This window comes from Brassicibacter mesophilus (assembly GCF_050433385.1).
Lineage (GTDB): Bacteria > Bacillota > Clostridia > Tissierellales > Proteiniboraceae > Brassicibacter > Brassicibacter mesophilus.
In genome coordinates this window covers 423,699-450,296 of record NZ_JBNPXI010000002.1, presented here as the reverse complement: position 1 = coordinate 450,296, position 26,598 = coordinate 423,699, and the positions used below count along the sequence as shown (strand labels likewise).

The window sequence follows — 26,598 nt, the reverse complement described above, 5'->3', positions numbered from 1 at the left end:
TATCAAATGTAAGTGCGGTAAAAAACTTGCAATACTTAACCTTATATGTTATTTTTACTGATTTATTTGGTGAACTAAACAAATTTAATATCAAAAAGGAGGAAAATATGGATCTAAAAAATAAAATAAGAAATGTAAAAGACTTCCCAAAAGAAGGAATTAATTTTAAGGATATAACTACTGTTCTAAATGATAAAGATGCTTTTCATGAATGTATTTATCAAATGGCTGAACAGTTAAGAGATAAAGAAATAGATATAATAGTGGGGCCAGAAGCAAGAGGCTTCTTAATCGGTGCTCCACTTGCTTATGAACTTGGGGTAGGATTTGTTCCAGTAAGAAAGCCTGGAAAATTACCACACGAGACTATAAGCTACGAATATGAACTTGAATATGGAACTGATACACTTGAGATGCATAAAGATGCTATCAAACCTGGTCAAAAAGTTGCAATAGTGGATGACTTACTTGCAACTGGTGGAACTGCTTATTCAGCATGCAAGATGGTGGAAAAGCTAGGTGGAGTAATATCTGCAGTAAGTTTCTTTATTGAGCTTGAGTTTTTGAATGGTAGAGACGCATTAAAAGACTATGATATTCATTCGATAGTTAGATTTTAATCTAGAAATATCAAAAGGAAGCCCACTATGTTGGGCTTTTTTGTAAATCATTTTTCTTTTCTATTGACTATGATATACTGTATTTATATAATTTTAGACATAACTAGACTTTATCGAGAGGTTGAGTAAATTGTTAGAAAACCTAATTGCCAGAATAGAACAATATAACCCTCAAGGTGATTTAGATCAAATTATCAAAGCATATAATTTTGCAGAATCAGCCCATGAAGGGCAATTAAGAAACTCAGGAGAAAGATTTTTTGTTCATCCATTTAGCGTAGCGATGATATTAGCTGATCTTAATATGGATACAGCTACTATTTCAGCTGGCTTACTTCATGATGTTCTCGAAGATACAGATGTTACATTTGAAGCCTTAACACGAGAGTTTGGAGAGGAAGTAAGCAATTTAGTAGAGGGTGTTACAAAGCTGAAAAAGCTTAAATATCGTACCAAACAAGAGACTCAAGCTGAAAACCTTAGAAAAATGGTCATTGCCATGTCCAGAGATATTCGAGTTATAATAATTAAATTGGCTGATAGGCTACATAATATTAGAACTCTTGAATATATGTCTGAAGCTAAGAAAAAAGAAAAAGCATTAGAAACTTTAGAAATATATGCTCCTATAGCTCATAGGCTTGGTATTTCTAAAATTAAGTGGGAGCTTGAAGACCTTTCATTAAGATATATTGACCCAGAAGGATATTATGAATTAGTTGAAAAAGTTTCAAAGAAGAGAAGGGAAAGAGAGGCATATATAAAATCTGTAATTGAAGTATTGAAGAGTAAGCTGGATGAAATGGAAATAGACAATGAGATAAGTGGAAGACCAAAAAATTTCTATAGTATATATAGAAAAATGGTATATCAAAATAAAATTTTCGAACAAATATTTGATTTAACTGCAATAAGAATTATTGTAGACTCCGTAAAGGATTGTTATGGAGTTCTAGGTATTGTTCATACTTTATGGAAGCCAATACCAGGTAGATTTAAAGACTACATTGCTATGCCTAAGCCTAACATGTATCAGTCCCTTCATACGACTGTTATTGGTCCTCAAGGTGACCCGTTTGAAATACAAATTAGAACTTGGGAGATGCACAGAACTGCAGAATACGGTATTGCAGCTCACTGGAAATATAAAGAAGGGGTAGTAAAAAGTGATGAGTTTGAAAATAAACTTTCATGGCTTAGACAATTATTAGAATGGCAAAAAGACTTAAAGGATCCTAAGGAGTTTATGGAGTCATTAAAAATAGATTTATATACAGATGAGGTTTTTGTTTTCACACCTAAAGGTGATGTAATAAGTCTTCCTGCTGGATCAACTCCCATTGACTTTGCATATAGGGTTCATACTGCTGTTGGAAATAATTGTGCAGGAGCAAAGATAGACGGAAGAATTGTTCCAATTGATTTCAAATTGAAAAATGGGAACATTGTTGAAATATTGACGTCACCAAATAGTAATGGACCTAGTAGGGATTGGCTTAAGATTGTTAAAAGTAGCCAAGCAAAATCGAGAATAAGACAATGGTTTAAAAAAGAAGAACGTGATGAGAATATAAACAAAGGTAAAGAGATGTTGGAAAAAGAAGTTAAGAGGCAAGGGTTTAAACTAACAGAGATTCTTAAGGAAGAATGGCTCAAATCCATAGCGAAAAAGCTAAGCTTAAACAGTGTTGAAGACATGTATGCTGGCATAGGCTATGGAAGTATAACTTTATCTCAAGTCATAACAAAGCTAAAAGAATTTTACAAGGAGTATTATAATCAAAAAGAAGACGAAAAAGAATTATTAAATAAACAAGTTAATACTAGAGGGGAGTATAAACCAACTCAAGGAATAACGGTAAAAGGAGTTGACAACATTAAAGTTAGATTTTCGAGATGTTGTAGTCCTGTTCCTGGAGACGATATTGTAGGATATATTACTAGAGGACGTGGAGTGTCAGTACACAGAAGAGATTGTCCTAATGTTACTGAATTAAATTTACATGAGAGGTTTATAGATGTTGAATGGGATACAGATAAGAAAAGTTCTTATCAAGCTGAAATTCAAATCAAAGCTACGGACAGAACTGGACTTTTAACAGAGATTACACAACTATTAACTGATGCGAACCTTACCGTGACGTCTTTAAATGCAAGGACTAGCAAGGAAAGAATAGCATTAATAAATATGACCCTTGAGATAAAAGATGTAGAGCAACTAAAAGAATTAATGAGAAAAATTAAAAGACTTAATGGTGTAATAGATGTGTATAGAGTTATAACATAGAAGGGATGATTTAATGAGAGCAGTTGTTCAAAGAGTGTCTATGGCAAAAGTTACTGTAAATGATGAGACTATTGGCAGTATAAATAAAGGACTATTGGTGTTTCTTGGAGTTGGCAGTGAAGACTTAGATGCTGATATGGAATATATGTGTGATAAAATAATCAATTTAAGAATTTTCGAAGATCAAAATGATAAAATGAATTTATCTCTATTAGATATTCAAGGAGAGATTTTAGTAGTTTCTCAATTTACTTTATATGGAGATTTGAGAAAGGGAAAAAGGCCAAACTTTATGAATGCTGCACCTCCAGATATAGCAGAGGAGATTTATTTAAAGTTTATTGAGAGATGTAAGTCTTATAATGTTAAAGTAGAAACTGGCGCTTTTGGAGAGCATATGAATATAGAGCTTATCAATGATGGACCAGTGACTATAATGATTGATAGCAAAAAACAGTTTTAGGAGGATATAAATGATATTACAGAGAATGCCAATAGGTGTTTATGCAGCTAATTGTTATTTAATAGCTTGTGAAGAAACTAAAGATGCTATTGTTGTTGACCCGGGTGGCGAATCAGAAGAAATTATAAAAAAGTCTGATGAGTTAGGAGTAAATATTAAATATATCTTATTAACTCATGCTCATGGAGATCATATAGGTGGATTAAAAGATTTAAAAAAAGAAATTGGGTGTCCAGTTCTTATTCATAAGGATGATGAGGATATGTTACTTGATGCACAGCTGAATCTATCTGCTCATATGTCTATGGATGATGTTATGATTAAGCCTGATAGGTTGCTTGAAGATGGTGATGTTATCAACGTTGGAAATCTACAAGCTGTTATTATTCATACTCCTGGACATACACAAGGAGGTATATCAATTAAAGTTAATAACATTATTTTAACAGGAGATACTTTGTTCAAAGGCTCAATAGGGCGAACTGACCTTTATGGTGGTTCTTTTGATGATATCATAGATTCAATTAAAAACAAGATTTTGGTATTTCCTGACGATTATGAAATTTATCCTGGACATGGACCATCTACAACTGTAGGATTCGAAAAAAGAAATAATCCTTTTGTAAATAAATAAAAAAGAATACTCTCCTAAATATGTGGAAGAATAATACTAAATATCTTTGGGAGGGGTGCAAATGCAAAAACTGCAAGATTATGTAAAGAGGCATGAAAGTATAAAGCTTGAAGATATGGATATTACCGATTTAACAGACTTGGAAGAAATGGGAATAAATAGTGAAGAATTTGCTCTAGAATTAAAGATTCCAAAATCGTATATAAACAAGCTTTTTAACGAATATATAAATGACTTTTAAGGGGATCATATTATGATTTTTGTTTACTTAGAGGGACATGACTTTAATTATGAAGTAACTGAATTGATAAAACTATTCTATTTTAATACACAGGTTAAATTTGTTGAAGATAGGGCTTTGGTAGATGACCAAAGCCTTTTAATAGAAAATAAACTATTTACTAATTCAAATAACTATTATATTGAAACGAAAGTTTATAAAGGTACTGAATGTATAAGCGATAATAAGATAAAAAGAATTGAAAACACTGATATAAAAAGTAGTAGCGTTCCAAAGGTAACTAAGCTTTCAATAAAACAGAGTATATTTGAAGCATTATCTAATATCTCATCTGTAAAAGTACCTTGGGGTGTACTAACAGGAATAAGGCCAACTAAAATAGTTCATGATTTAATAAATAGACATGTAGAAACTGAAGAGATTATGCAAATATTACTTACTCAATATAAGCTTTCTAAAGAGAAAGCAAAACTATTAACAGATATAGCACAAATAGAAAGAAAAGTAATAAAACAAGATAGTATAAATAAATATAGCTTATATGTCAGTATACCATTTTGCCCTACTAGATGCCTGTACTGTTCTTTTCCATCAAATTCAATTGAGAAATACGGCAATGAGATGGACAACTATACTGATAAGCTTATCTATGAAATCGAGAGAACTGCGGACTTATTATCTAATAAGTGTATAGACACTGTTTATATAGGAGGAGGAACTCCAACTGCGCTTTCTGTTAACAATTTAGATAAAATAATAAAAAAAATATATAATGAATTTGGCACTGATACTATAAGTGAATTTACAGTAGAGGCTGGTAGACCAGACACAATAGATCAAAAAATGCTTATGATGCTTAGAGATAATAATATAAAAAGAATAAGCATAAATCCTCAAACGATGTGTGAAGATACATTAAAAACCATTGGGCGTAATCATACGACCGCTGACATTAATAGAGCATATAATCTAGCTAGGACCTTAGGTTTTGAAACAATTAATATGGACATTATTGTAGGGTTACCAGGTGAAAACTGTGACGATGTTATGGAAACGATGAAGCAAATAAAAAAACTTGACCCTGATAATCTTACAGTTCACACAATGGCTATAAAGAGAGCATCTAAACTAAAAGAAAATCTTGAAGATTACTCACTGTCAGAACAGCAGAATATTGAGCGGATGCTTTCTATTACTAGAGATTATTCTGATAAGATGAATATGCATCCATACTATTTGTATAGGCAAAAACAAATTTTGGGAAATTTTGAGAACGTTGGCTATTCCAAGCCTAATAAAGAATGCAAATATAATATACTCATAATGGAGGAAATGCAGACTATAGTAGCAGTAGGTGCAGGTGGGATATCAAAATTTTATTTTCCGGAAGAAGATAGAATAGAGAGAGTAGCAAATGTGAAAAACTTATATGAATATATTAAAAGAGTAGATGAAATGATAAACAAGAAGGAAAAGTTTATATAAGCATTGACATAGAAAATTAGTTACATTATAATATTATTCAACATACAAATACAATGATAGGAAAAAGTAATTGAATCTCTTAGTCATAGAGAGTCGGTGATAGTGGAAAGCCGATACTAATATTCGATGAAGACATCCTTGAGTAGATAAGCTGAAGTTTAGTAGGCTTATACGTATACCTACGTTACAGGTGCAAAGTGGGATATTTTTATCCAATTAGGGTGGCACCACGGGAAATAACACTTCTCGTCCCTGTCAAAGATGTTTGATAGAGACTGAGGTGTTTTTATTTTTTTGAAGGAGGGTACTTAATGCTAGCAAAAGCTCCTAGAGGGACAAAAGATATATTATTCTCAGAATCATATAAGTGGCAGTATCTTGAGAACCTATTTAGAGAAATTTGTAGAAGTTTTGGATACAAGGAAGTGAGAACTCCAGTTTTTGAACATACTGAATTGTTTGAAAGAGGAGTTGGTGAAACTACAGATGTTGTACAGAAGGAAATGTATACGTTTGAAGACAAGGGTGGAAGGAGTATAACACTAAAACCAGAGGGGACTGCTCCAGTAGTTCGTTCATTTATAGAGAATAAATTATCTAATGCTCCGCAACCGATAAAGATGTTTTACATTACACCATGTTTTAGATATGAAAGACCTCAGGCAGGAAGATTAAGGGAATTTCACCAATTTGGCATAGAGGTATTTGGTAGCTCAGACCCTGCAGTAGATGTTGAGGTAATGAGCTTAGTATATACTGTGTATAGAAGGCTTGGAGTTTCTGGAATTGAATTAAGAATAAACAATATAGGATGTCCACACTGTAGACAAAAATATAATTCAGTATTAAGAGAATTCCTTAAAGACAGACTAGAAATGCTTTGCGAATCATGCAAAAGCAGATATGATAAGAATCCTATGAGAATTATAGATTGTAAAAATGAAAAATGTCAGCATGAAATCAAAGATGTACCACTAATGGTGGATTATTTGTGTGAGGAATGCAATAATCACTTTGAAAAAGTTAAAGAATACTTAGATGTTGCAGATATAAAGTATATAGTAGATCCTAAAATAGTTCGTGGACTTGATTATTATACTAAGACAGCTTTTGAATTTGTTTCAAGTGAAATAGGTGCACAAGGAACAGTTTGTGGTGGCGGAAGATACGATAGGCTAGTTGAAGAGCTAGGTGGTAGTTCAACTCCTGCAGTAGGATTTGGAATGGGCATTGAAAGACTTTTATTGACATTAGATAATAATAATATCATAATACCAGAAAATAAAGGGTTAGATATCTTTATTGTTACTATAGGAGATAAAGCTGATAAAGAAGCATTTAAATTATTATTAAATCTTAGAAGTCATGGAATAGCAGCTGATAAGGACTATTTAGGTAGAAGTATTAAAGCTCAGTTTAAGTATTCAGATAAAATTGATGCTTTATATACGATAGTAATTGGAGATGATGAAATAGAAAAAGATACAGTTACGTTAAAGAATATGGAGACAGGTGAGCAGCAAGAAGTTCAATTAAGTAAAATAATAGAAATTTTAAAGTCAAATATTAGGAGGTAATTTTATGGGAGAGTCAATGGGTAATTTAAGAAGAACTCATATGTGTGGTAATTTAACAATTGAAAATGAAGGCCAAGACGTTATACTTATGGGTTGGGTCCAGAAAAGAAGAAATCTAGGGTCATTAATATTTGTTGATTTAAGAGATACTACAGGTATTGTACAAGTGGTTTTTGATAGTAATATTTCTGAAGAAGCATTTAATAAAGCTGATAGAATAAGAAGCGAGTATGTTTTAGCAGTAAGAGGAAAGGTTTTAAAGAGACAATCAATAAATAATGAATTGCCTACTGGAGAAATCGAAGTGTTTGTCGAAGAATTAAAAATATTAGATGAAGCTGAAACTCCACCTATTTATATAAAGGATAATGATGATGTTTCTGAATCTATGCGCTTAAAATACAGATATTTAGATTTAAGAAAACCATCTATGCAACAAAATCTAAAAACAAGACATAGAACTGCAAAGGTAGTAAGAGAATTTTTGGATGAAAATAGTTTTGTTGAAGTTGAAACTCCAATGCTTACAAAGCCTACACCAGAGGGGGCAAGGGATTACTTAGTTCCTAGTAGAGTTAACCCAGGTAAGTTCTATGCACTTCCACAATCACCACAGCTTATGAAACAGCTACTAATGGTTTCAGGAATGGATAGGTACTATCAAATTGTAAAGTGCTTTAGAGATGAGGATTTAAGAGCAAACAGACAGCCTGAGTTTACTCAAATTGATATTGAAATGTCATTTGTTGACATTGAAGATGTGTTATCAATTAACGAGCAATTAATATATAGATTATTCAAAGAAATAAAAGGAATCGACATAAATCTGCCAATAGATAGAATGACATATAAAGAAGCTATGGATAGATTTGGTTCTGACAAACCTGATTTAAGATTTGGATTTGAACTTAAAAATATCTCTGATATAGTAAGTAATAGTGATTTTAAAGTATTCAGTGGTGCTATACAAAATGGTGGAGAAGTACGAGGCATAAATGTTACAGGTTATGCTGATGAATTTACACGAAAAAATATTTCTCAGCTAGAAGATTTCGTTAAAACCTACGGTGCAAAGGGATTAGCGTGGATTAAACTATCTGATGAAGGGATCACATCTCCTATAGCTAAATTCCTTTCAGAGCAAGAACTTAGTGCAATAATAGAAAGGATGGAAGCAAAGAAAGGAGACTTGCTATTAATTGTAGCGGATAAGCCTTCCGTAGTATTTGCATCTTTAGGAAGTTTAAGAGTGGAAGTTGCAAATAGATTAAATTTAATTGACAATAATGAATACAAACTTGTGTGGATAACGGAGTTTCCTCTATTTGAATATGATGAAGAAGAAAATAGATACGTTGCAAAGCATCATCCTTTTACGCATCCAGTGGATGAAGATATCAAACTACTAGAAACAGAGCCAGAAAAGGTTAGAGCAAAAGCATATGACATAGTTATCAATGGAGATGAAATTGGAGGAGGAAGTATAAGAATAAACAATTCTTCACTTCAGGTAAGTATGTTTAAAGCACTTGGTTTTACAATGGAGGAAGCTTGGGATAAATTTGGATTTTTGCTTGAGGCATTTAAATATGGGGTACCTCCACATGGTGGGATTGCATATGGTTTTGATAGACTCATAATGCTTATGACCGGAAGTGATAATATAAGAGATGTTGTTGCATTTCCAAAAACTCAAAGTGCTACATGCTTATTGACTAATGCGCCTACTAATGTTGCAGAGAATCAATTAAATGAAATCCATATAAATACGATTATTAAAGAATAGCTAAGGTTTTAACCTTAGCTTTTTTTATAACGCATAGGAAAGTTCTAACTTTATATTTTTAATAACAAGAACTTTCCGCAGATGAGTTTCAAAAAAGGCAACATTATAATGTTTCTTTTGAAGCCCTTTTTTAATACATGAGTACTTAATATGCGTTTTTGAAAAAATTGTTTCACTAAAGCATCTATGATTTAAAAGCTTTCATAGAAGTCTTTGTTATTGAATAAGAAGTAGCTTTCTGTTATAATGTACCAAAATATATTTGTATATTATGGCAGAATAATTTGGAAAACTAAGATAGCATATTAAATGTATGTGCACCAAGGAGTGTTATAAATGAAGCATTCAAAATTAAAGGTTGCTATTATGACAGATGTCCATGGTAATTTACCAGCATTAAAAGCAGCTTTAAAAAGAATACATGAAGATAAATGTGATTATATATTTCATACTGGTGATGCAATAGGAATAGGTCCTTACCCAAATGAGTGCTTAGATCTTATGTTCAATACAAAAGGATTAAGAATGGTAATGGGAAATCATGATGAGTGGTTTGCATTAGGACTTCCAAACCCTAGACCAGAGTGGATGTCTAAAGGTGAAGAAGAGCATCAGAAATGGATTCATTCAGAAATAGACAAATTACTAAAAAAAGAGGTTGCTAGATTTCCATATACTATTATCGAGCGGTACTTTAATTATGAGATTGCGTTTACCCATTATGGGTTAAATGATACAGAAAGAAAGTTTAAAGAAGTATGTTATAATCCAACACCGGACGATGTGAATAATGTATTTTGTGATGTGAAGTCAGATTTAATTTTCTATGGTCATTCTCATCAATCGTCAGATATAATGAGCAAAGTTAGATATTTGAACCCAGGTTCTTTAGGATGCTGCTACAGGCCAATTGCTAGATTTTTTATTTTAGAGTTATATAAGGATGGCTATGATATAAAAAGATTCCAGGTGAAGTATGATGAAACAGAGTTAATTAAAGAATTTGAAAACAGACAAGTTCCTCAAAGAGATTTTATATTAAAGTCTTTTTATGGGAAAAAATAAATTGAGAAAAACGGCTAAATTATAATTTATTGATACCCGTTTTGAACTGTGTTATCATTTTATATGTTAATAGTAATAATATTTAAGACAATGTTCTTATGATAATACTTTATAAAGGGAGTTGTAATATATGTTGCATGCATTTTCAAGAACAGAAATGCTTATAGGCGCTGTTGGTCTCGAGAAACTTAAAAAGTCTAAAATTGCAGTTTTTGGGATAGGTGGAGTAGGTACCTTCGCAGTAGAAGCTTTAGCAAGATGTGGAGTAGGTTCTTTTGTAATAATTGATGACGATGATATATGTCTTACTAATATTAATAGGCAGATTCACGCAACTAGAAAAACTGTAGGTAAATCAAAAGTAGAAGTAATGAGAAATAGAATATTAGAAATAAATCCTGATTCACATGTAGTGGCGTATAAAGAGTTGTACAATGCTAATAGTGCAGAAAAACTTTTATCTGTCGATTACAACTATGTAATAGATGCTATTGATATGGTGTCAGCAAAAATTGATTTAATTGAAAGATGTAAGAAGATGGAGATACCTATAATAAGCAGTATGGGAGCTGGTAATAAGCTTAATCCAACAATGTTAGAAGTAGCTGATATATACAGCACGAGCGTGTGCCCATTAGCAAAAGTGATGAGAAAAGAATTGAGAAATAGAAATATAGATAGTCTTAAGGTGGTTTATTCAAAAGAGATACCTATTAAACCTGAAGCAGGGCAGGGGAATTGTAAAACTGATTGTATATGCCCAAATAAAGATAGAACATGTACTGCAAAAAGGCAAATACCGGGTAGTATTTCTTTTGTACCTTCAGTTTCAGGATTAATAATAGCGTCAGAAGTAGTTAAAGATATACTAAAGATTAATAAATAATGCATTTAAAAGATATTTTATATTAGATTGGAGGTAAGAAATGGATCAAGTAGGGTATATTACAAGTATTAATGGAAATATAGCTGAAATATCTATTAAGAGGTCATCTTCATGTGGAGATAAATGCGGTTCATGTAAAGGAGGATGTAGCGTTCAGGGGATTAGTGTCAAATCAAAAAATACTCTTGGTGCTAAAGTAGGTGATTACGTAGAGATAAGAACACAAACAAATATTGTATTGAAATCTGCATTTATTGTTTATATTTTACCATTGATAATGCTAATTATAGGTGTCTTTATTGGTATAACCGTATTCGAAAAGTTAGGATTTGAAAACTATGAGTCATTAGGATTTATAGTAGGACTTATTTTTCTTTCGATATCATATTTTGTATTAAAATCAATAGATAAAAGAATCAAGAATAAGAACCAAATTAATTTTGAAATAGTCAATATTGTTAACAACAAGAGGATCTAATTTTGTGTTCTTTGCATTGTTTGGGAGGGTTTAATATGAAAGAAATAAAAGAAAATGATAGTATTCAAAAAAGGTTAAGGCGGGTTGAAGGTCAAATAAAAGGTATTCAACGTATGGTAGATGAAGGAAAGTTCTGTGGGGACATTCTTATCCAAATCGCCGCTGCTAGAGCTGCATTAAACAAAGTAGGTGGATTAATACTTGAGAATCATATGAAGGATTGTCTAAAAAACTATCTTGAAGACAAAGCAGAAGACCAGGTACTAGATGATTTAATAGATACCATGATAAAGTATACAAAATAAATGAATAATGCTATTTCACTCTTAATATCAATACAGTATATAATTAAAATTAAGGTGGGATAAAGTTGTTTATAAAAGAGTTAAATTCTGAATCTATATATCAATGCGTATTTGAAGAAAGTGGTTTGGTAATATTAGTATTTTATACTGCTCAATTTGAGCCTAGCAATAGAATGTTAGGCCAGTTAAGCGAACTTTATGAAGCATATGGACATAATATCCAAATGTATAAAGTTGATTATCAAGAACAAGCTGAATTGGTTAAGATTTTCGAGGTAGTAAGTTTGCCGACTTTAATAATGTTTAAAAACGGCAATGAGAAATATCGTTTTACTGGAACTGTGACTAATGAGCAAATAGAAATATTCATATCTATGATAAATTAGCTGCCATTGAGCAGCTTTCTTTCTTTTTGTTTTTTAATTATTTTACTAACAGAAGAAGATATTATTATTCCACAGGCGATTGATGCGGCAATAAAAATCGTTTCTGTACCTAGATTTGCTGCATGAATAAAATCTTTCTCAATAACAGCTAACATAGTATAGTACATTCCTGCCCCAGGCACTAAAGGGACAACTCCAGGTATAATAAAGATTGTTGCAGGTTTTTTAAAATATTTAGCCATAACCTCTCCTACTATACCTACAGTTATAGCTCCAAAAAAGGCACCGGCGATTGGAGAAGAAAATATGTCTTTTGTTACTATATATATAATCCAGCCAATTGCTCCAGCAAAACCTGATTTTATAACTGAATCCTTGGGAATATTAAAGAGTATTGAGAATCCGATGGTTGATAAGAATGCATAGACAAAATGCTTTATTAAGAACATTTACATACCTCCAAAATATAAAAAGTATAATCTTAACGTTAAACCTACTCCAAATGCAATGGAAAGAGCAACAATTATAGCTTCCATTCCCCTTGAAATACCTGATAAAAAATCTCCTAATATAGAATCTCTTGTTGCATTAGTAATTGCAACTCCTGGAACTAGAGGCATTATAGAGCCTATGATAATTGTATCCATGCTATTGCCTATACCTATATTAGTAAATAATATCGCAAAAACAGTTGCAACAAAGGCCCCTACAAAATTGTTTATGAAGTACATTATATTATATTTTTCTAAAAATTGCTTAGTTTCTATTACTAGTACACTTACAAAAAACGCACTAATAAAATCCAAAAATGTACCTCCGAAAAGAATCGAGAAGAAACCTCCTGCAAAGCCACCAAATAAAAGATTAACACTACGTGGGTATGCTTTAGTACTATCTATTTCATGTAATAGTTGAAAGGCCTCATCTATGGTAATATCAGTATTTACAAATTGCCTTGAAAATTCATTAACTAAAGTAATTTTATTTAAATCAATCTTCTTTGTCTTAGTTCTTTGTATATAAGTAATTATTTCATCGTTATATCCAATTGACATAAAAATACCTGTAGGGATAACAAATGGTTCAGCATAATTAACAAATTTACGAGCAGTACATATTCTGGTAATGGTGTCTTCAACTCTGTAAGTTTCTGCGCCATTTTCTAACATTATCTTTCCTGCAAGAATTGCCATACTAAGTAATCGTTTTGCTTCTTTTTTTTCATTCATAAAAAACACCTATCTTTCACTTATATGATTTGTATTTTAGGGAAAAACTAACTATGCTATTTTAAATGGTACACAAATTCAATTTATAAAATTCACACAATTGCATAATGATGATTTTATTATATAATTTCATTAAATATTGTTTATTATATTTCATTATAATGGTATATTATATATGAAAAACTTAATTATTCAATATACATAAATATTAAATTTTAATAAAAATTGAAAGGAGAAGGAATATGGATTTTAAAAATCTTAGAGAATTTGACCCAGAAATAATGAAAGTTATAGAATTAGAAACAGATAGGCAAAGAAGTAAAATCGAATTGATAGCGTCTGAAAATTTTGTGACAGAGCAAGTTATGGAAGCAATGGGGAGTCAGCTAACTAATAAATATGCTGAAGGTTATCCAGGCAAAAGATATTATGGGGGATGCGAATTTGTTGATGTTGCTGAAGATTTGGCGAGAGATAGACTTAAGAAGCTTTTTGGCGCTGACCATGCAAATGTTCAACCACACTCAGGCGCAAATGCAAACCTTGGAGTTTATTTTGCAATATTAAAGCCTGGAGATAAGGTTCTTGGCATGAACTTATCACATGGGGGACATTTAACACATGGAAGTCCTGTAAATATTTCTGGTACTTACTACAACTTTATAGCTTATGGTGTTAATAAAGAAGCTGAAACAATAGATTATGATGAAGTAAGAGAATTAGCTATAAAAGAAAGACCAAAGTTAATTGTTGCTGGTGCTAGTGCTTATCCAAGGATAATTGATTTTGCTAAGTTTAGAGAGATTGCTGATGAAGTTGGAGCATATTTTATGGTTGACATGGCTCATATAGCAGGATTGGTTGCAGCTGGGTTACATCCAAATCCAGTACCTTATGCTGATTTTGTAACTACTACAACTCATAAAACTTTAAGAGGCCCTAGAGGTGGAGCTATACTATGTAAACAAGAACATGCAAAGGCAATTGATAAAGCAATATTCCCAGGAATTCAAGGCGGACCACTAATGCATGTAATAGCTGCTAAAGCAGTAAGCTTCAAGGAAGCATTAGAGGATGATTTTAAGGATTATCAAAAACAAATTCTTAAAAATGCTAAGGCTTTGTCTAGTAGCTTGATTGAAAAAGGCTTTAGATTAGTATCAGGCGGAACTGATAATCATTTAATGCTTATTGATGTAAGAACAAAAGGCTTAACAGGTAAGAAAGCTGAAGCGTTGCTTGATGAAATTGGCGTAACAACAAATAAAAATACAATTCCTTTTGATCCAGAAAGCCCATTTGTAACAAGTGGATTAAGAATTGGAACACCTGCAATTACTACAAGAGGTATGAAGGAAGAAGACATGGAAGTAATAGCGGAAATAATCAAGTTGACTTTAGAGGAAAAAACTGATGTAGAAACAATAAAGAGTATGGTTAAGGAATTGTGTGATAAATTCCCACTTTACTAATTATGTATAAGATGCAAGTTTAAAATGAAGAAGGAATTATATGCTATAACATATAACTCCTTCTTTTTATATTATTAAAGGTGTGTATTGAATATATCCTTAAATTGAGGGAATTATAATAGTTGTACTGTGTAGCTTATACAAAGTAGGTGATTATGTTGTTTAAATATAGTTATATTATTATTCCATCAATAATCGTAGGTTTTCTGTCCAGAATCTCTATGTTAAGAGTAGATTTTAGACAGTATCCCAGTTATCCTCAAGGTGTTTTTTCACATTTAACACTAGGAATTATTGCTGCGAGCCTTGGTTCAGTTGCAGTTCCAGCGCTTGTTCAAAATGAATTTTCTGCTGTGACTTTTCTAGCTTTAGCAGCGCAACAATTTAGAGATGTAAGAAATTTAGAAAGACAGAGTCTAGACAACATAGAGCCGACTGAGCTGGTCTCTAGAGGAACTGCATATATTGAAGATATAGCAAAGGCCTTTGAGGCTAGAAATTATGTTACAATGTTGGTTTCGTTGTCAGTGAGTATAATAATTTATTTTTTATCAAAAACTGGCATTCATGTAATTTACTCTATAATCGGTGGTATAATTGCGGGTTTATTAACTCTATTCTTTTTCAACAAAGCTATTTCGCGACAATCAATTGAGGATATTGCAGAAGTAAATCCGGCAAAGATTGTATTTGATGGTCCTTTGTTAAAGATTAATAATATAATAGTCATGAATGTAGGACTGCAACAATCAAGGGAAGTTTTTTTAAAAAACGGAATAGCAGTGGAAATAAAACCATACGATGAAAATGGAGTTGCAACATTAGCTAATACAGGACAAAGACAGGCAATCCAACATAATGCTGCCACTCTGTTAGGGATAAGAAAAGATGTTGATGAACCTGATTTTACACCGATTGCAAGAAGAGATTCTCATACAGGAAAAGTTGTAATGGCAATTGTAGCACTTGAACCAGATGTTGAATGCTTGGTAGAAGCTGTGAAAAAAACAATAATATTGGAAAGTGCAAAAAGAAAGCCCTTAAAATCTAAAATAGGTAGAAAGGCTGCTGATTAAGGAGTGTTTATATGGATGTTGGAATAAAAGAAACTATTATAGCAATTATAACTTCAGATGAAAGATCTGTATCAGGTGGAAGTGTTCCTACTTTTTATGTAAAAGATGAAAACGAGAAGAATAAAGTATCTTTGTTAATATCAAAGGCTACAACGGGGATGATTCATGACTTAGAAAATGGATGTTTTATAATTGTAAGACATTAAAGATCATGGTGACTAAAGGTATAATGGAATACTCCATTATACCTTTAGATTTATGTTCTAAAATGAAAGTAAATAAGTAAGTCTATTTTTCACATATTATGCTATAATAAATAGGTATGGATAAACGTGTATTTGATTTAATAGTTAAAATGTTTTTTATTGATTTTACTGTATTTTAATGATAACATAACCGAATATAGTGCATTAATTTAATTAGCTTTATAAATCTAAATTTTAATTGGATTTATTTTTGATACAATTTGAATTATAGAAGGAGATAAAATGGAGATCAACAATTTAACTGAGAATAGAAATATAATTAGCAGTGTAATTAGAGGTAGTATAGCAGATGAACTAGGAGTTGAACCAGGTGATATTTTGTTGTCTATAAACGATCAACAAGTAAATGATATAATTGACTATAAGTATTTAATTACTGATGATTTTATAGTAGTTGCAATTCAAAAAAAAGATGAGGAAGTTTGGGAATTAGAGATCGAAAAAGATTTTGATGAAGATATAGGTATTATTTTTACAAATCCTTTAATTGATAGGGCAAAAAACTGTAGAAATAAGTGTATATTTTGTTTTATAGATCAACTGCCGAAAGGCATGAGGGAATCATTATATTTTAAGGATGATGATTCAAGACTTTCTTTTTTACAAGGTAATTTTATAACATTAACAAATCTTAGTGAAGAAGAGGTCGAACGTATTATTAAATACAGACTGAGTCCCATTAACATCTCAGTTCATACAACAGATCCAGATTTAAGAATTAGGATGCTAAATAATAAAAATGCAGGTAAAGTATATGATATTCTTAAAAGATTTAGTGAGGCAGGAATACATATGAATTGCCAAATTGTATTAGTACCTGGAGTTAATGACGGGGAACAGCTGGAAAAAACTTTTAATGATTTAGTTAATCTTTATCCTAATGTTTCTAGTGTTGCAGTAGTGCCAGTAGGTGTAACTAAGTACAGAGAAAAATTATTTGACCTAAAGATATATGATCATGATAAAGCGAATAATATAATAAAATATGTTCAAGATAAACAGAAATTTTTTATTGAAAAAATAGGAACTAGATTTGTATTTGCTTCTGATGAGTTTTACTTATTAGCAGGTAAGGACACACCTATGTATGATGAATATGAGGGATTTCCTCAAATAGAAAATGGTGTTGGACTTGTGAGATCATTTGATACTGAGGTTATTGATGCCCTTGCATCGATTGGAGACAATGTTACAATGAACAAAAGCTATTTAATAGCTACTGGTACCCTAGCATATGATTTTATTAATGGGTTAGCTCAAAAAATTATGGAAAAAATAAAAGGATTAAACTTAAAAGTAGTGCCTATAACTAACAACTTTTTTGGGGAGACAATTACAGTATCTGGACTCATAACCGCTACTGATTTAGAAAATCAATTAAGAAAATATGAATTAAAAGATGGAATTATTATACCTAAATCTATGTTAAAAAGAGATGAAGATATTTTTTTAGATAATGTTACATTAAAAGAATTAGAAGAAAGACTTAACACGAAAGTACTAGTTTCTGAAGTTGAAGGCAAGGAATTTATTAATCTTTTAGAAAGTGAGAAGAGGTGAACAGATGTCAAGACCAGTAGTAGCAATAGTAGGTAGACCTAATGTTGGTAAATCTACTCTTTTTAATAAAATAGCAGGAAAGAGAATTTCAATAGTGGAAGATAAGCCAGGAGTTACAAGAGATAGAATATATGCTGAAGGAGAGTGGCTTAACAAATATTTTACATTAATTGACACTGGGGGTATAGAGCCTGACAGTAAAGATATAATTTTATCACAGATGAGGAAGCAAGCAGAAATTGCTATTGAGACTGGAGATGTAATTCTATTTGTTGTTGATGGAATCGAGGGACTAACAGCCACTGATAAAGAAGTTGCGGATATGTTAAGAAAAACAAAGAAAGAGGTTATTTTAGTATGCAACAAGATAGATACGCCTAAGACACCTGATACAATATATGAGTTCTACGAACTTGGGTTAGGAAGTCCAGTGGTTGTTTCCGCTGGGCAAGGATTAGGATTAGGGGATTTACTAGATGAAGTTATCGCTAATTTTCCTGAAGATAAAGACACCGAGTATAATGAGGATGTTATTAAAGTAGCTGTCATAGGGAAGCCTAATGCAGGGAAATCTTCTTTAATCAATAAAGTCCTTGGAGAAGAAAGAGTTATTGTAAGTGACATTCCAGGGACTACAAGAGATGCAATTGATACCCCGTTTGAAGTTGGTGATGATAAATATGTTTTTATCGATACTGCTGGAATGAGGAAGAGAAAAAAGATAGATGAAAGTATTGAGAAATATAGTGTCATTAGATCACTTACTGCAATTGAGAGATCGGATGTTTGTATTATAGTAATAGATGCAACTGAAGGTGTTACTGAACAAGATACAAAAATAGCTGGATATGCACATGATAATGGCAAGGCGTGCATCATTGTTGTAAATAAATGGGATGTTGTTGAGAAAGAAGATAAAACATACTTAAAATTTGAAGAGGAAATTAGAAATACTCTTTCATTTATGACATATGCACCAATAATTATGATATCTGCTAAAACTGGAAAAAGAGTTAACAAGATATTCGACTTAATAAAGACTGTATCTAATAACCATTCTATGAGAATAACAACAGGAGTACTTAATGACATAATAGGTGAGGCAGTACTTATGAATCAACCGCCATCAGACAAAGGGAGAAGGCTTAAGATTTTTTATGGTACTCAAGTAGGAGTAAAACCTCCAAAATTTGTTATTTTTATTAATGATAAAGAGCTTATGCATTTCTCATATGCAAGATATTTAGAAAACCAAATTAGGCAATCTTTTGGATTTGAAGGTACTCCTATTCAATTTGAGTTTAGAGAAAAGGGGGATTAATATTGAAAGAAGTCGCCTTGGTGATAATGATTGGCTATTTACTTGGCAATTTTGCGACATCATATATTTTAGGAAAGTTTTTAAAAAGTACTGACATTAGGCAATATGGCAGTGGGAATGCAGGAGCAACTAATGCATTAAGAGTTTTTGGCATTAAAATTGCCGCTGCTACTTTTGCAGTAGATGCTTTGAAGGGATGTATTGCTGTAGTTATTGGAAGAGCTATTCTTGGTGAAGCTGGAGGATTGATTGCAGGATTAAGTGCTGTAGTTGGGCATAATTGGCCAATATTTTTGAGGTTTAAAGGTGGGAAAGGAATAGCTTCGACTATTGGTGTTGTTTTAACAGTTAATTATTTATCTGCAATTGTATGCTTTTTTATTGGTATCATAATTGTTATTAAGACTAGATTTGTGTCTTTAGGCTCTATTATAGCTATGGCATTGCTACCATTAGTTGGGTTAATAATCGTAAGGCCATTCAATTTGCATTATTTCATTTTTACAGTTATTTTGTCAGCAATGGCTATTTTTAGACATAGAAGCAATATTAATAGGCTTATAAAAGGAGAAGAATCCAAAATAGGCAGTAAGGTTCATTGATTGGGGGTATAAATGTGCAAGAAAAGATTGGAGTAATTGGAGGAGGAAGCTGGGGAACAGCTTTAGCAATTTTATTAGCAAAAAAAGGGTATAATATTGATTTATGGCTAAGAGATAAGAAACAGTGTGATGACATAAGTTATACTAGAGAGAATGTGAAGTATCTACCAGGTGTTGTGATACCAAACAATATTAGTATTACTAATGATATAAGTAAAGCAGTTTATAAAAAGAATGTGATAGTTTCTGCTGTACCTTCACATGCAGTAAGGGATACTATGAAGTCTATAAAAAATGAAATTAGTAAAAATCAAATTATTGTTAATGTAGCTAAGGGGATAGAAACAAACACGTTACATAGATTATCAGAAGTAGTTTCTCAAGAAATTCCAGATGTACAATATGCTGTTTTATCGGGGCCATCTCATGCTGAAGAAGTAGCTAAAGATATTCCAACAACAGTAGTGGTAGCTGCAAATAAACGCAAGATAGCAGAATACATACAAGATGTTTTTATGGCACCTAAATTTAGAGTTTATACTAATCCTGATGTAATTGGAGTTGAGTTAGGAGGCTCTTTAAAGAATATCATAGCATTAGGAGCTGGAATTTCTGATGGATTAGAGTATGGAGACAATACTAAGGCAGCACTTATGAATAGAGGATTTGTTGAGATTGCTAGAATGGGAGAAAAGATGGGTGCTAATAAGATGACTTTTGCAGGGCTTTCAGGAATAGGTGATTTAATTGTTACCTGTACTAGTATGCATAGTAGAAACAGGAGAGCGGGTATACTTATTGGGCAAGGTCAAAGTCTAGACCAAGCTATAAAATCAATTGGCATGGTAGTTGAAGGTATTAAAACCACAAAAGCAGCGTATCAACTTTCTAAAAAGCTTGGAGTTAGAATGCCAATAACTGAAGAAATATATGATGTATTATATCAAGGCTCTAATGTTAAAAATTCAGTTACAAATCTAATGTTAAGAGATAAGACTCATGAAATGGAAGACATAATTAGTAAAGATGATTATGATTGGTAAGGACATACAAACAATGTATGTCCTTTTTTCATTAGCATGTCATATTATTCATAGTTGTTATCATATATATATACTGTTAACAAATAACTAGATAAATAATTTTTAGATTTAATATATCTAATATTATATAAAGGAGGGAAATTTGGTGGAGAAGTTTGATATATACCGTGATATTTCAGAAAGAACAGATGGCGATATTTATGTTGGCGTAGTTGGCCCAGTCAGAACAGGAAAATCAACATTTATTAAAAGGTTTATGGAACTACTAGTATTGCCTAATATTGAAAACAAATATAAAAAAGAAAGAGCTAATGATGAGCTACCACTAAGTGGTTCTGGTAAGACTATCATGACTACAGAACCTAAATTTGTGCCAAACGAAGCTATAGATTTAATACTTAAAGAAAACATTAAGTTCAAAATCAGAATGGTTGACTGCGTAGGATATTTAGTAAAAGGAGCACTTGGGCATGAGGAGAACAGTATGCCTAGAATGGTCACTACTCCTTGGTATGAAAAAGAAATACCTTTTGAAGAAGCTGCAGAAATAGGAACTAGAAAGGTTATAACCGATCACTCAACAATTGGAATAGTAATCACTACAGATGGTTCAATAACCGATATTGACAGATCAAATTATATAAAAGCAGAGGAAAGAGTTGTTAGCGAGTTAAAAGAACTAGAAAAACCATTTGTAGTTTTACTTAATTCAAAGCACCCTGATTTAGACAGTACAATTGCACTTAGAGAAAATCTTGAAGAGAAATATAAGGTTCCAGTAATCACTGTCGATTGTATGAACATGCAAATGCTAGATGTAAACAAGATACTAGAAAGAGTACTGATGGAATTTCCAATTAAAGAGATCAATATTAATTTACCAAAATGGATTGAAGGCTTATCAAAGGGACATTGGGTAAAATCAAGTATTTTGAATTCAATTAAAGATATAATCAAAAATATACAAAGACTTAGTGAAATAAATGTAGCTATTAATGACTTCAATAAAATTGAAGTTATCAGAGAGGTAAAAGTAAACGAGATAAAACTTGGTGAAGGCGTAGCTAACATAGAAATGTATGTAGACAACGGGTTATTCTATAAAGTACTTAATGAGCTTACTGGATATAAAATAGAAGGAGAACATCAAATATTAGGATTGGTTACGAATTTAGCTAAGGCTAAGAAAGAATATACTAAAATAGAGAAAGCTTTAGCTGATGCTAGGCTTACAGGATACGGATTAGTCCCTCCGAGCTTAGAAGAAATAGATTTAGCAGAACCAGAAATATTTAAACAAGGAAATAGATTTGGAGTTAAACTTAGAGCAATGGCGCCAAGCTTGCACCTAATCAGAGCAGATATCACAACAGAAGTTTCACCATTAATTGGTACAGAAAAGCAAAGCGAAGAGCTAGTAAATTATTTATTAGATGAATTTGAAAGTGATCCATCAAAGATCTGGGAATCAAATATGTTTGGGAAATCTCTACATGATTTAGTAAAGGAACAGCTCGAAAGCAAATTAAATATGATGCCAGAAGATGCAAGAGGAAAGATGCAGAAAACATTGCAACGAATTGTGAATGAAGGTAGTGGAGGGCTAATTTGTATTATAATATAAATGGGAAGGTTTTACCTTCCTGTTTATTTTTTTATATAGATATTTTCTATAATATAAGTTTATGATATACTTTTAACTGAATTTCTAATTTAGAAAGTAGGTAGAAAAATGAATTTGTATTATGTGCAGAGCGTATTAGTAATGTTATTATTAGTGAGTACTATAGGATATATATTTGTAGTAATAAAAGAAAAGTTGTATTTAAAGGACAATACAATAATAATTAATAAAAAGTCAATTACTCAAGAACATATAGATGAAACGGATATGAAAGTATTTGTGTTAGGAGGTGTGGAACTCAAATCAGGTGATGAGATAAAGTTTACACTTTTAGAAAACAAAAGAATAGAGGGAATTCTCATAGGCGCAAAGATTAAAGAAAATGAGATTATTGTTGTGACACACACTGATGAGGTGAAAAGATTTAAAGTTGATAAAATTAAAAAAGTAAAAATAATTAGTAAATATGGCAAGTTTTTTAAATAAAATTTGATTCAGAGTTTTCTTGTAATAATGATATTCAGAGTTTTAGAATAGTTCTTATTACCTAAGATTATATTTATACTATTTTTTTATATATTTAATGAAGGATATTAAAAACAAATGAAGAATATTATATTAGGTTAAAGAGGTGATGAAATGACACAAGATGAAAGAAAAAAAAAAGGCAAAAACGAAGACGACTTAGATTAGCTTTAGTTATAATTGTTTTGGTATATCTTGTATTTAGAATAATACCTACCTTAATAACTGGAAACTCAAAGACTGTTACTGTAGAGATTGGTGAACTTGAAGATGTAGTTGCTGTTAAAGGTATAATATTAAAAGATGAGACAGTTTATAAATCCGAAGCTCAAGGCAGAATTTCGTTTAATAAAAACGAAGGAGATAAAGTAGGAAAAGGTATAAAGATATTAGAAGTTACGAAAAATGGAAATGACTCTTATCTGAAGCAAATAAATGAAATAGATAAACAAATAGCATCTATGACACAATCTGGTGATTCTAAAGAAGTATTTAAACAAGATATAGATAAGAATCAAGCTAATATTGAAAACATTATTAAGGAAATCCAAGAAGGTGTAATTGATGAAGATTATCAGAGAGTCAATGATTTAAAAGATCAGCTTTTCCAAAAAATGGACAAGCATCAGATTATTACTGGACAAAAAACACTTGCAGCAGAGAATATTGAAAGTTTAAAGAAAAAGAAGCAGCAACTTCTGGATGATAAAAATAAGTTGAAGACCGTTAGATATTCTGATAAAGCGGGTATTTTAAGCTACAATATTGATGGACTTGAAGAAATATATGGAGCGAAGAAACTTGATGAATATAAGCCTGATGATTTTAAAACTATAAATGTACAACAGACTAATGTTAGTAATAATAGTGAGGTTAACCCAGGAGATTCTGTATTTAAAATAATAGACAACTATAAATGGTATATCATGGCAAAGGTTGATAATGATATATTTAGTGACTTAAAGGAAGGAAAAAGATTGTTCTTGGAAATAGGTGAAGAAGAGAAGAAAATAAGCGCCAATGTAGTTGAAGTTAATAGTTCCAAAAGCGATATGATAATCATATTTAAAGTAGATGATTATCTATATCGGTTCTATAATGAGAGATACATTGATGTTAAGATACTAAGAAACACCTATGAGGGACTTATGATTCCCAATGAGGCTATAACTGAGAAGGATGGATTAAAAGGAGTTTATATTAAAGATATCAGCGGAATAGTCAAATTTAGACCTATTAAAGTATTAGGTTCAAATGATGAGTATACTATTGTCAGTGAAGGTGAAAATAGTAGAATAGAGGTGGAAATTAACGGGAAGAAACAAAAAATGTATACGTTAAAGATGTTTGACGAAATTTTTGTAAATGGACATAAAGTTAAAGAAGGTCAGATAATAAATTAGCAGATAAGGAGGAGTTTGAAATAAGTATTCAGGATAACTTACTTAATATACGAAATAATATTAATGATATAACATCAAGACACGGTCGTGATCCAAAAGATGTTACGCTAATTGCAGTTACAAAAACGGTTGATACTGATGATATTAATAAAGCAATAAACTTTGGCATCACGGATATCGGAGAAAATAAGGTTCAAGAGATTGAAGCAAAATATAGTAAAGTTGAAACAAGTGTAAAATGGCATATGATTGGACACCTCCAAAGTAATAAAGTTAAATATATGATTGAAAAGGTTGACTTAATTCATTCTTTAGATAGGATGAGTTTAGCAAAAGAGATACAAAAGAGGGCCAATGAGCACAATATTATAGTTGATACATTAATACAAGTTAATGTTGCAGAAGAGGAAAGTAAGTTTGGTTTAAGGTATGATGAAGTGCTTGATTTTATTGAAAAAATTATTAAATTTGAAAATATAAGAATTAAAGGACTTATGACAATAGCACCATATACTGACGAACCTGAAGAAGTAAGATTCGTATTCAAGCAGTTAAGAAATTTGTTTGATGAAATAAGCTTGAAAAATTATAAAAATGTTGATATGAAATATCTATCTATGGGGATGACTAATGACTATCAAATTGCTTTAGAAGAAGGCGCAAACATGATCCGTATAGGGACAGGTATTTTTGGAAAAAGAATATATAAGGAGGATTAATTATGGCGGATGTAACTAATAAGCTTATTGACAAAGTTAAATATATCATCGGGTTGGATGACTTAGAAGAAGAATATGAAGAAGAGCAAGAAGAAAGCTTGGAGTTTGAGGCTCCTGTTAAAAAGGGTGTAATAAAGAACAATAAAATAGTTAATATACATACTAATAGTAATATAAAATTAGTTGTTTATGAACCACAAAAATATGAAGAAGCTCCTAAAATAGTAGATGATTTGAAAATAAGAAAATTAATAGTTATGAACTTGGAAAATCTAGAAATAGAGATTAAGAAACAAATATTTGACTTTATAAATGGTGCTATATATGCTTTAGATGGAAATATTCAAAAAGTTTCTAAGGATATATTTGTTGTAGCTCCTAGTAATGTAGAAATTGATGCGAAGTTAAAAGAAGAGCTAAAAAATAAAGGATTGTTTCCATGGCAAAAATAATAATAAGAGGTGAAAGGATTGAATATTCTAAAGATATCTTTTAATAAATTTGTTCAAATAATAGAAATGTTGATTATTGTTAGAATGTTTCTGTCCTTTATTACAAGGGATTTAAATAATCCAATAGTAAGCTTTATATACCAGGTTACAGAGCCGATTCTATCTCCGTTTAGAGGACTTATCAATAAACTAAACATAAATACTGGGATGCTTGATTTTTCACCATTATTTGCAGTTCTATTTTTAAATTTTATATCTTTTGTATTAGATGCTTTTATATGGTAGGTATATATGATAATAGATAAAGATAAGTATATTGAACATATAAAAGATAAAGAACAACATCTAACAATGCGAAAAATACTTGATAAAATTGAACAAGTAATTAGAAATCATGAAATCGTATATACTGATTTTTTAGACCCTTATCAAAGAAAATTGTGTTACTCATTCTTAAATAGATTTATAGATGTTTCATACTATGAAGAAGGTGGACTTGAGAATGCTGAAAGAAAGTCAATAATAATGTTTCCTAGTTACCTCAATAAATTAGACATTGAAAATCCAATTAAGTCTTTAATTATTCTTGGAGGTTCTAAGTTCAAAGAACTAAATCATAGAGACTATTTAGGGACTATTTTAGGGCTAGGTATCAAGCGAGAGAAACTTGGGGATATCAATGTACATAAAACTTTTGGACAGGTGATAGTTCATAGGGATTTAGTTGACTTTATTAGATATAATTTGAAAAGTATAAATACTGAACCAGTAAAGGTTAATGAAATAGCACTAAGTGAATTAATTCCAGGTAAAGAAGACTATAGGGATATCTATACTACTGTAGCTTCTCTTAGATTAGATGTAATTATTAGTACTTCATGTAATATTCCTAGATCGAAAAGTACAAGTTACATTGAACAAGGTAAAGTAAAAGTCAATTGGCAACCGGTCATAAGTCCATCTTATTTATTGGATGCTGGTGATATTATATCCTTGAAGGGTTATGGTAGAATAAAATTATTAGATGATTTAGGAGATTCCAAAAAAGGAAGAACCAAAATTATTGTCAGAATTTTTGAATGATAAGGAGTTG

Annotated in this window: 29 protein-coding genes and 1 other annotated feature; of the genes, 27 read left to right on the top strand and 2 right to left on the bottom strand. The window is 31.3% G+C overall.

Features of this window, described 5'->3' with window-relative positions:
- Window positions 1-107: 107 nt before the first annotated feature.
- From HNR33_RS04875 to HNR33_RS04815, 13 genes are all read left to right on the top strand, one after another.
- Window positions 108-620 (top strand): adenine phosphoribosyltransferase, encoded by a 513-nt coding sequence (locus HNR33_RS04875; RefSeq protein ID WP_429080666.1) that lies wholly within the window; start codon window positions 108-110, stop codon window positions 618-620.
- Window positions 621-750: 130 nt separating this feature from the next.
- Entirely contained in the window at window positions 751-2,907 is a 2,157-nt protein-coding gene (locus tag HNR33_RS04870) for a RelA/SpoT family protein (RefSeq protein ID WP_429080663.1), read from the top strand.
- A gap of 13 nt (window positions 2,908-2,920) precedes the next feature.
- A complete protein-coding gene (gene dtd, locus HNR33_RS04865; protein WP_429080660.1) occupies window positions 2,921-3,370 on the top strand; it encodes a D-aminoacyl-tRNA deacylase in 450 nt (149 codons plus the stop codon).
- 10 nt (window positions 3,371-3,380) lie between these two features.
- Entirely contained in the window at window positions 3,381-4,004 is a 624-nt protein-coding gene (locus HNR33_RS04860; RefSeq protein WP_429080658.1) for an MBL fold metallo-hydrolase, read from the top strand.
- Window positions 4,005-4,065: 61 nt separating this feature from the next.
- Window positions 4,066-4,245 carry a hypothetical protein gene (locus tag HNR33_RS04855; protein WP_429080656.1) on the top strand — a complete coding sequence of 60 codons (180 nt, stop codon included), beginning with the start codon at window positions 4,066-4,068 and terminating at the stop codon, window positions 4,243-4,245.
- Between the two features lie 12 nt (window positions 4,246-4,257).
- Complete coding sequence (gene hemZ / locus HNR33_RS04850; protein WP_429080655.1) at window positions 4,258-5,730, top strand: coproporphyrinogen dehydrogenase HemZ; 1,473 nt, start codon at window positions 4,258-4,260, stop codon at window positions 5,728-5,730.
- A gap of 44 nt (window positions 5,731-5,774) precedes the next feature.
- Window positions 5,775-5,987: a binding site (T-box leader), on the top strand.
- A gap of 54 nt (window positions 5,988-6,041) precedes the next feature.
- Window positions 6,042-7,307 carry a histidine--tRNA ligase gene (gene hisS / locus HNR33_RS04845; protein ID WP_429080652.1) on the top strand — a complete coding sequence of 422 codons (1,266 nt, stop codon included), beginning with the start codon at window positions 6,042-6,044 and terminating at the stop codon, window positions 7,305-7,307.
- 4 nt (window positions 7,308-7,311) lie between these two features.
- On the top strand, window positions 7,312-9,093 hold the full coding sequence (gene aspS / locus HNR33_RS04840) for an aspartate--tRNA ligase (RefSeq protein WP_429080649.1): 1,782 nt from the start codon (window positions 7,312-7,314) through the stop codon (window positions 9,091-9,093).
- Window positions 9,094-9,429: 336 nt separating this feature from the next.
- A complete protein-coding gene (locus tag HNR33_RS04835; protein ID WP_429080648.1) occupies window positions 9,430-10,158 on the top strand; it encodes a metallophosphoesterase family protein in 729 nt (242 codons plus the stop codon).
- A gap of 130 nt (window positions 10,159-10,288) precedes the next feature.
- Window positions 10,289-11,044 carry a tRNA threonylcarbamoyladenosine dehydratase gene (locus HNR33_RS04830; RefSeq protein ID WP_429080645.1) on the top strand — a complete coding sequence of 252 codons (756 nt, stop codon included), beginning with the start codon at window positions 10,289-10,291 and terminating at the stop codon, window positions 11,042-11,044.
- 40 nt (window positions 11,045-11,084) lie between these two features.
- The gene (locus HNR33_RS04825; protein ID WP_429080642.1) at window positions 11,085-11,522 is read left to right on the top strand and encodes a SoxR reducing system RseC family protein; all 438 of its coding nucleotides are present in this window, start codon (window positions 11,085-11,087) and stop codon (window positions 11,520-11,522) included.
- A 35-nt stretch (window positions 11,523-11,557) separates the two neighbouring features.
- The gene (locus HNR33_RS04820) at window positions 11,558-11,827 is read left to right on the top strand and encodes a metal-sensitive transcriptional regulator (RefSeq protein ID WP_429080640.1); all 270 of its coding nucleotides are present in this window, start codon (window positions 11,558-11,560) and stop codon (window positions 11,825-11,827) included.
- 65 nt (window positions 11,828-11,892) lie between these two features.
- Entirely contained in the window at window positions 11,893-12,213 is a 321-nt protein-coding gene (locus HNR33_RS04815) for a thioredoxin family protein (protein WP_429080637.1), read from the top strand.
- Here the strand turns inward: HNR33_RS04815 and HNR33_RS04810 are convergent.
- Window positions 12,210-12,662 carry a threonine/serine exporter family protein gene (locus HNR33_RS04810; protein WP_429080634.1) on the bottom strand — a complete coding sequence of 151 codons (453 nt, stop codon included), beginning with the start codon at window positions 12,660-12,662 and terminating at the stop codon, window positions 12,210-12,212. The genes HNR33_RS04815 and HNR33_RS04810 overlap by 4 nt on opposite strands.
- Window positions 12,663-13,442 (bottom strand): threonine/serine exporter family protein, encoded by a 780-nt coding sequence (locus HNR33_RS04805; RefSeq protein WP_429080631.1) that lies wholly within the window; start codon window positions 13,440-13,442, stop codon window positions 12,663-12,665.
- Window positions 13,443-13,684: 242 nt separating this feature from the next.
- Between HNR33_RS04805 and HNR33_RS04800 the strand changes: the two genes are divergently transcribed.
- From HNR33_RS04800 to HNR33_RS04735, 14 genes are all read left to right on the top strand, one after another.
- Window positions 13,685-14,914, top strand: a complete 1,230-nt coding sequence (locus HNR33_RS04800) for a serine hydroxymethyltransferase (RefSeq protein WP_429080629.1) — start codon at window positions 13,685-13,687, stop codon at window positions 14,912-14,914.
- Window positions 14,915-15,072: 158 nt separating this feature from the next.
- On the top strand, window positions 15,073-15,990 hold the full coding sequence (locus HNR33_RS04795; protein WP_429080627.1) for a YIEGIA family protein: 918 nt from the start codon (window positions 15,073-15,075) through the stop codon (window positions 15,988-15,990).
- A gap of 11 nt (window positions 15,991-16,001) precedes the next feature.
- Complete coding sequence (locus tag HNR33_RS04790; protein WP_429080624.1) at window positions 16,002-16,196, top strand: capping complex subunit for YIEGIA; 195 nt, start codon at window positions 16,002-16,004, stop codon at window positions 16,194-16,196.
- 282 nt (window positions 16,197-16,478) lie between these two features.
- Window positions 16,479-17,816, top strand: a complete 1,338-nt coding sequence (locus HNR33_RS04785) for a DUF512 domain-containing protein (protein WP_429080621.1) — start codon at window positions 16,479-16,481, stop codon at window positions 17,814-17,816.
- A gap of 4 nt (window positions 17,817-17,820) precedes the next feature.
- Complete coding sequence (gene der / locus HNR33_RS04780) at window positions 17,821-19,137, top strand: ribosome biogenesis GTPase Der (RefSeq protein WP_429080618.1); 1,317 nt, start codon at window positions 17,821-17,823, stop codon at window positions 19,135-19,137.
- A 2-nt stretch (window positions 19,138-19,139) separates the two neighbouring features.
- Window positions 19,140-19,739 (top strand): glycerol-3-phosphate 1-O-acyltransferase PlsY, encoded by a 600-nt coding sequence (gene plsY, locus HNR33_RS04775; RefSeq protein WP_429080615.1) that lies wholly within the window; start codon window positions 19,140-19,142, stop codon window positions 19,737-19,739.
- Window positions 19,740-19,753: 14 nt separating this feature from the next.
- A complete protein-coding gene (locus HNR33_RS04770; protein ID WP_429080613.1) occupies window positions 19,754-20,782 on the top strand; it encodes an NAD(P)H-dependent glycerol-3-phosphate dehydrogenase in 1,029 nt (342 codons plus the stop codon).
- Window positions 20,783-20,927: 145 nt separating this feature from the next.
- A complete protein-coding gene (spoIVA, locus tag HNR33_RS04765; protein ID WP_429080611.1) occupies window positions 20,928-22,406 on the top strand; it encodes a stage IV sporulation protein A in 1,479 nt (492 codons plus the stop codon).
- A gap of 108 nt (window positions 22,407-22,514) precedes the next feature.
- Complete coding sequence (locus HNR33_RS04760; protein WP_429080608.1) at window positions 22,515-22,892, top strand: hypothetical protein; 378 nt, start codon at window positions 22,515-22,517, stop codon at window positions 22,890-22,892.
- Between the two features lie 224 nt (window positions 22,893-23,116).
- Window positions 23,117-24,334, top strand: coding sequence for a biotin/lipoyl attachment domain-containing protein (locus HNR33_RS04755; RefSeq protein ID WP_488167834.1), 1,218 nt, complete (start codon window positions 23,117-23,119; stop codon window positions 24,332-24,334).
- Between the two features lie 20 nt (window positions 24,335-24,354).
- Window positions 24,355-25,053, top strand: coding sequence for a YggS family pyridoxal phosphate-dependent enzyme (locus HNR33_RS04750; protein ID WP_429080726.1), 699 nt, complete (start codon window positions 24,355-24,357; stop codon window positions 25,051-25,053).
- A gap of 2 nt (window positions 25,054-25,055) precedes the next feature.
- Window positions 25,056-25,505, top strand: coding sequence for a cell division protein SepF (locus HNR33_RS04745; protein WP_429080606.1), 450 nt, complete (start codon window positions 25,056-25,058; stop codon window positions 25,503-25,505).
- An 18-nt stretch (window positions 25,506-25,523) separates the two neighbouring features.
- Window positions 25,524-25,790 (top strand): YggT family protein, encoded by a 267-nt coding sequence (locus HNR33_RS04740; protein ID WP_429080603.1) that lies wholly within the window; start codon window positions 25,524-25,526, stop codon window positions 25,788-25,790.
- 6 nt (window positions 25,791-25,796) lie between these two features.
- Entirely contained in the window at window positions 25,797-26,588 is a 792-nt protein-coding gene (locus HNR33_RS04735; protein ID WP_429080601.1) for a YlmH family RNA-binding protein, read from the top strand.
- The last annotated feature ends 10 nt before the right edge of the window (window positions 26,589-26,598 follow it).

What these genes read in the sequence shown, in the direction of transcription:
- HNR33_RS04875 (WP_429080666.1), top strand. Translation starts at nt 108, where the DNA reads ATGGATCTAAAAAATAAAATAAGAAATGTAAAAGACTTCCCAAAAGAA.
- dtd (WP_429080660.1), top strand. Translation starts at nt 2,921, where the DNA reads ATGAGAGCAGTTGTTCAAAGAGTGTCTATGGCAAAAGTTACTGTAAAT.
- HNR33_RS04860 (WP_429080658.1), top strand. Translation starts at nt 3,381, where the DNA reads ATGATATTACAGAGAATGCCAATAGGTGTTTATGCAGCTAATTGTTAT.
- HNR33_RS04855 (WP_429080656.1), top strand. Translation starts at nt 4,066, where the DNA reads ATGCAAAAACTGCAAGATTATGTAAAGAGGCATGAAAGTATAAAGCTT.
- hemZ (WP_429080655.1), top strand. Translation starts at nt 4,258, where the DNA reads ATGATTTTTGTTTACTTAGAGGGACATGACTTTAATTATGAAGTAACT.
- hisS (WP_429080652.1), top strand. Translation starts at nt 6,042, where the DNA reads ATGCTAGCAAAAGCTCCTAGAGGGACAAAAGATATATTATTCTCAGAA.
- aspS (WP_429080649.1), top strand. Translation starts at nt 7,312, where the DNA reads ATGGGAGAGTCAATGGGTAATTTAAGAAGAACTCATATGTGTGGTAAT.
- HNR33_RS04835 (WP_429080648.1), top strand. Translation starts at nt 9,430, where the DNA reads ATGAAGCATTCAAAATTAAAGGTTGCTATTATGACAGATGTCCATGGT.
- HNR33_RS04830 (WP_429080645.1), top strand. Translation starts at nt 10,289, where the DNA reads ATGTTGCATGCATTTTCAAGAACAGAAATGCTTATAGGCGCTGTTGGT.
- HNR33_RS04825 (WP_429080642.1), top strand. Translation starts at nt 11,085, where the DNA reads ATGGATCAAGTAGGGTATATTACAAGTATTAATGGAAATATAGCTGAA.
- HNR33_RS04820 (WP_429080640.1), top strand. Translation starts at nt 11,558, where the DNA reads ATGAAAGAAATAAAAGAAAATGATAGTATTCAAAAAAGGTTAAGGCGG.
- HNR33_RS04810 (WP_429080634.1), bottom strand. Translation starts at nt 12,662, where the DNA reads ATGTTCTTAATAAAGCATTTTGTCTATGCATTCTTATCAACCATCGGA.
- HNR33_RS04805 (WP_429080631.1), bottom strand. Translation starts at nt 13,442, where the DNA reads ATGAATGAAAAAAAAGAAGCAAAACGATTACTTAGTATGGCAATTCTT.
- HNR33_RS04800 (WP_429080629.1), top strand. Translation starts at nt 13,685, where the DNA reads ATGGATTTTAAAAATCTTAGAGAATTTGACCCAGAAATAATGAAAGTT.
- HNR33_RS04790 (WP_429080624.1), top strand. Translation starts at nt 16,002, where the DNA reads ATGGATGTTGGAATAAAAGAAACTATTATAGCAATTATAACTTCAGAT.
- HNR33_RS04785 (WP_429080621.1), top strand. Translation starts at nt 16,479, where the DNA reads ATGGAGATCAACAATTTAACTGAGAATAGAAATATAATTAGCAGTGTA.
- der (WP_429080618.1), top strand. Translation starts at nt 17,821, where the DNA reads ATGTCAAGACCAGTAGTAGCAATAGTAGGTAGACCTAATGTTGGTAAA.
- HNR33_RS04760 (WP_429080608.1), top strand. Translation starts at nt 22,515, where the DNA reads ATGAATTTGTATTATGTGCAGAGCGTATTAGTAATGTTATTATTAGTG.
- HNR33_RS04745 (WP_429080606.1), top strand. Translation starts at nt 25,056, where the DNA reads ATGGCGGATGTAACTAATAAGCTTATTGACAAAGTTAAATATATCATC.
- HNR33_RS04735 (WP_429080601.1), top strand. Translation starts at nt 25,797, where the DNA reads ATGATAATAGATAAAGATAAGTATATTGAACATATAAAAGATAAAGAA.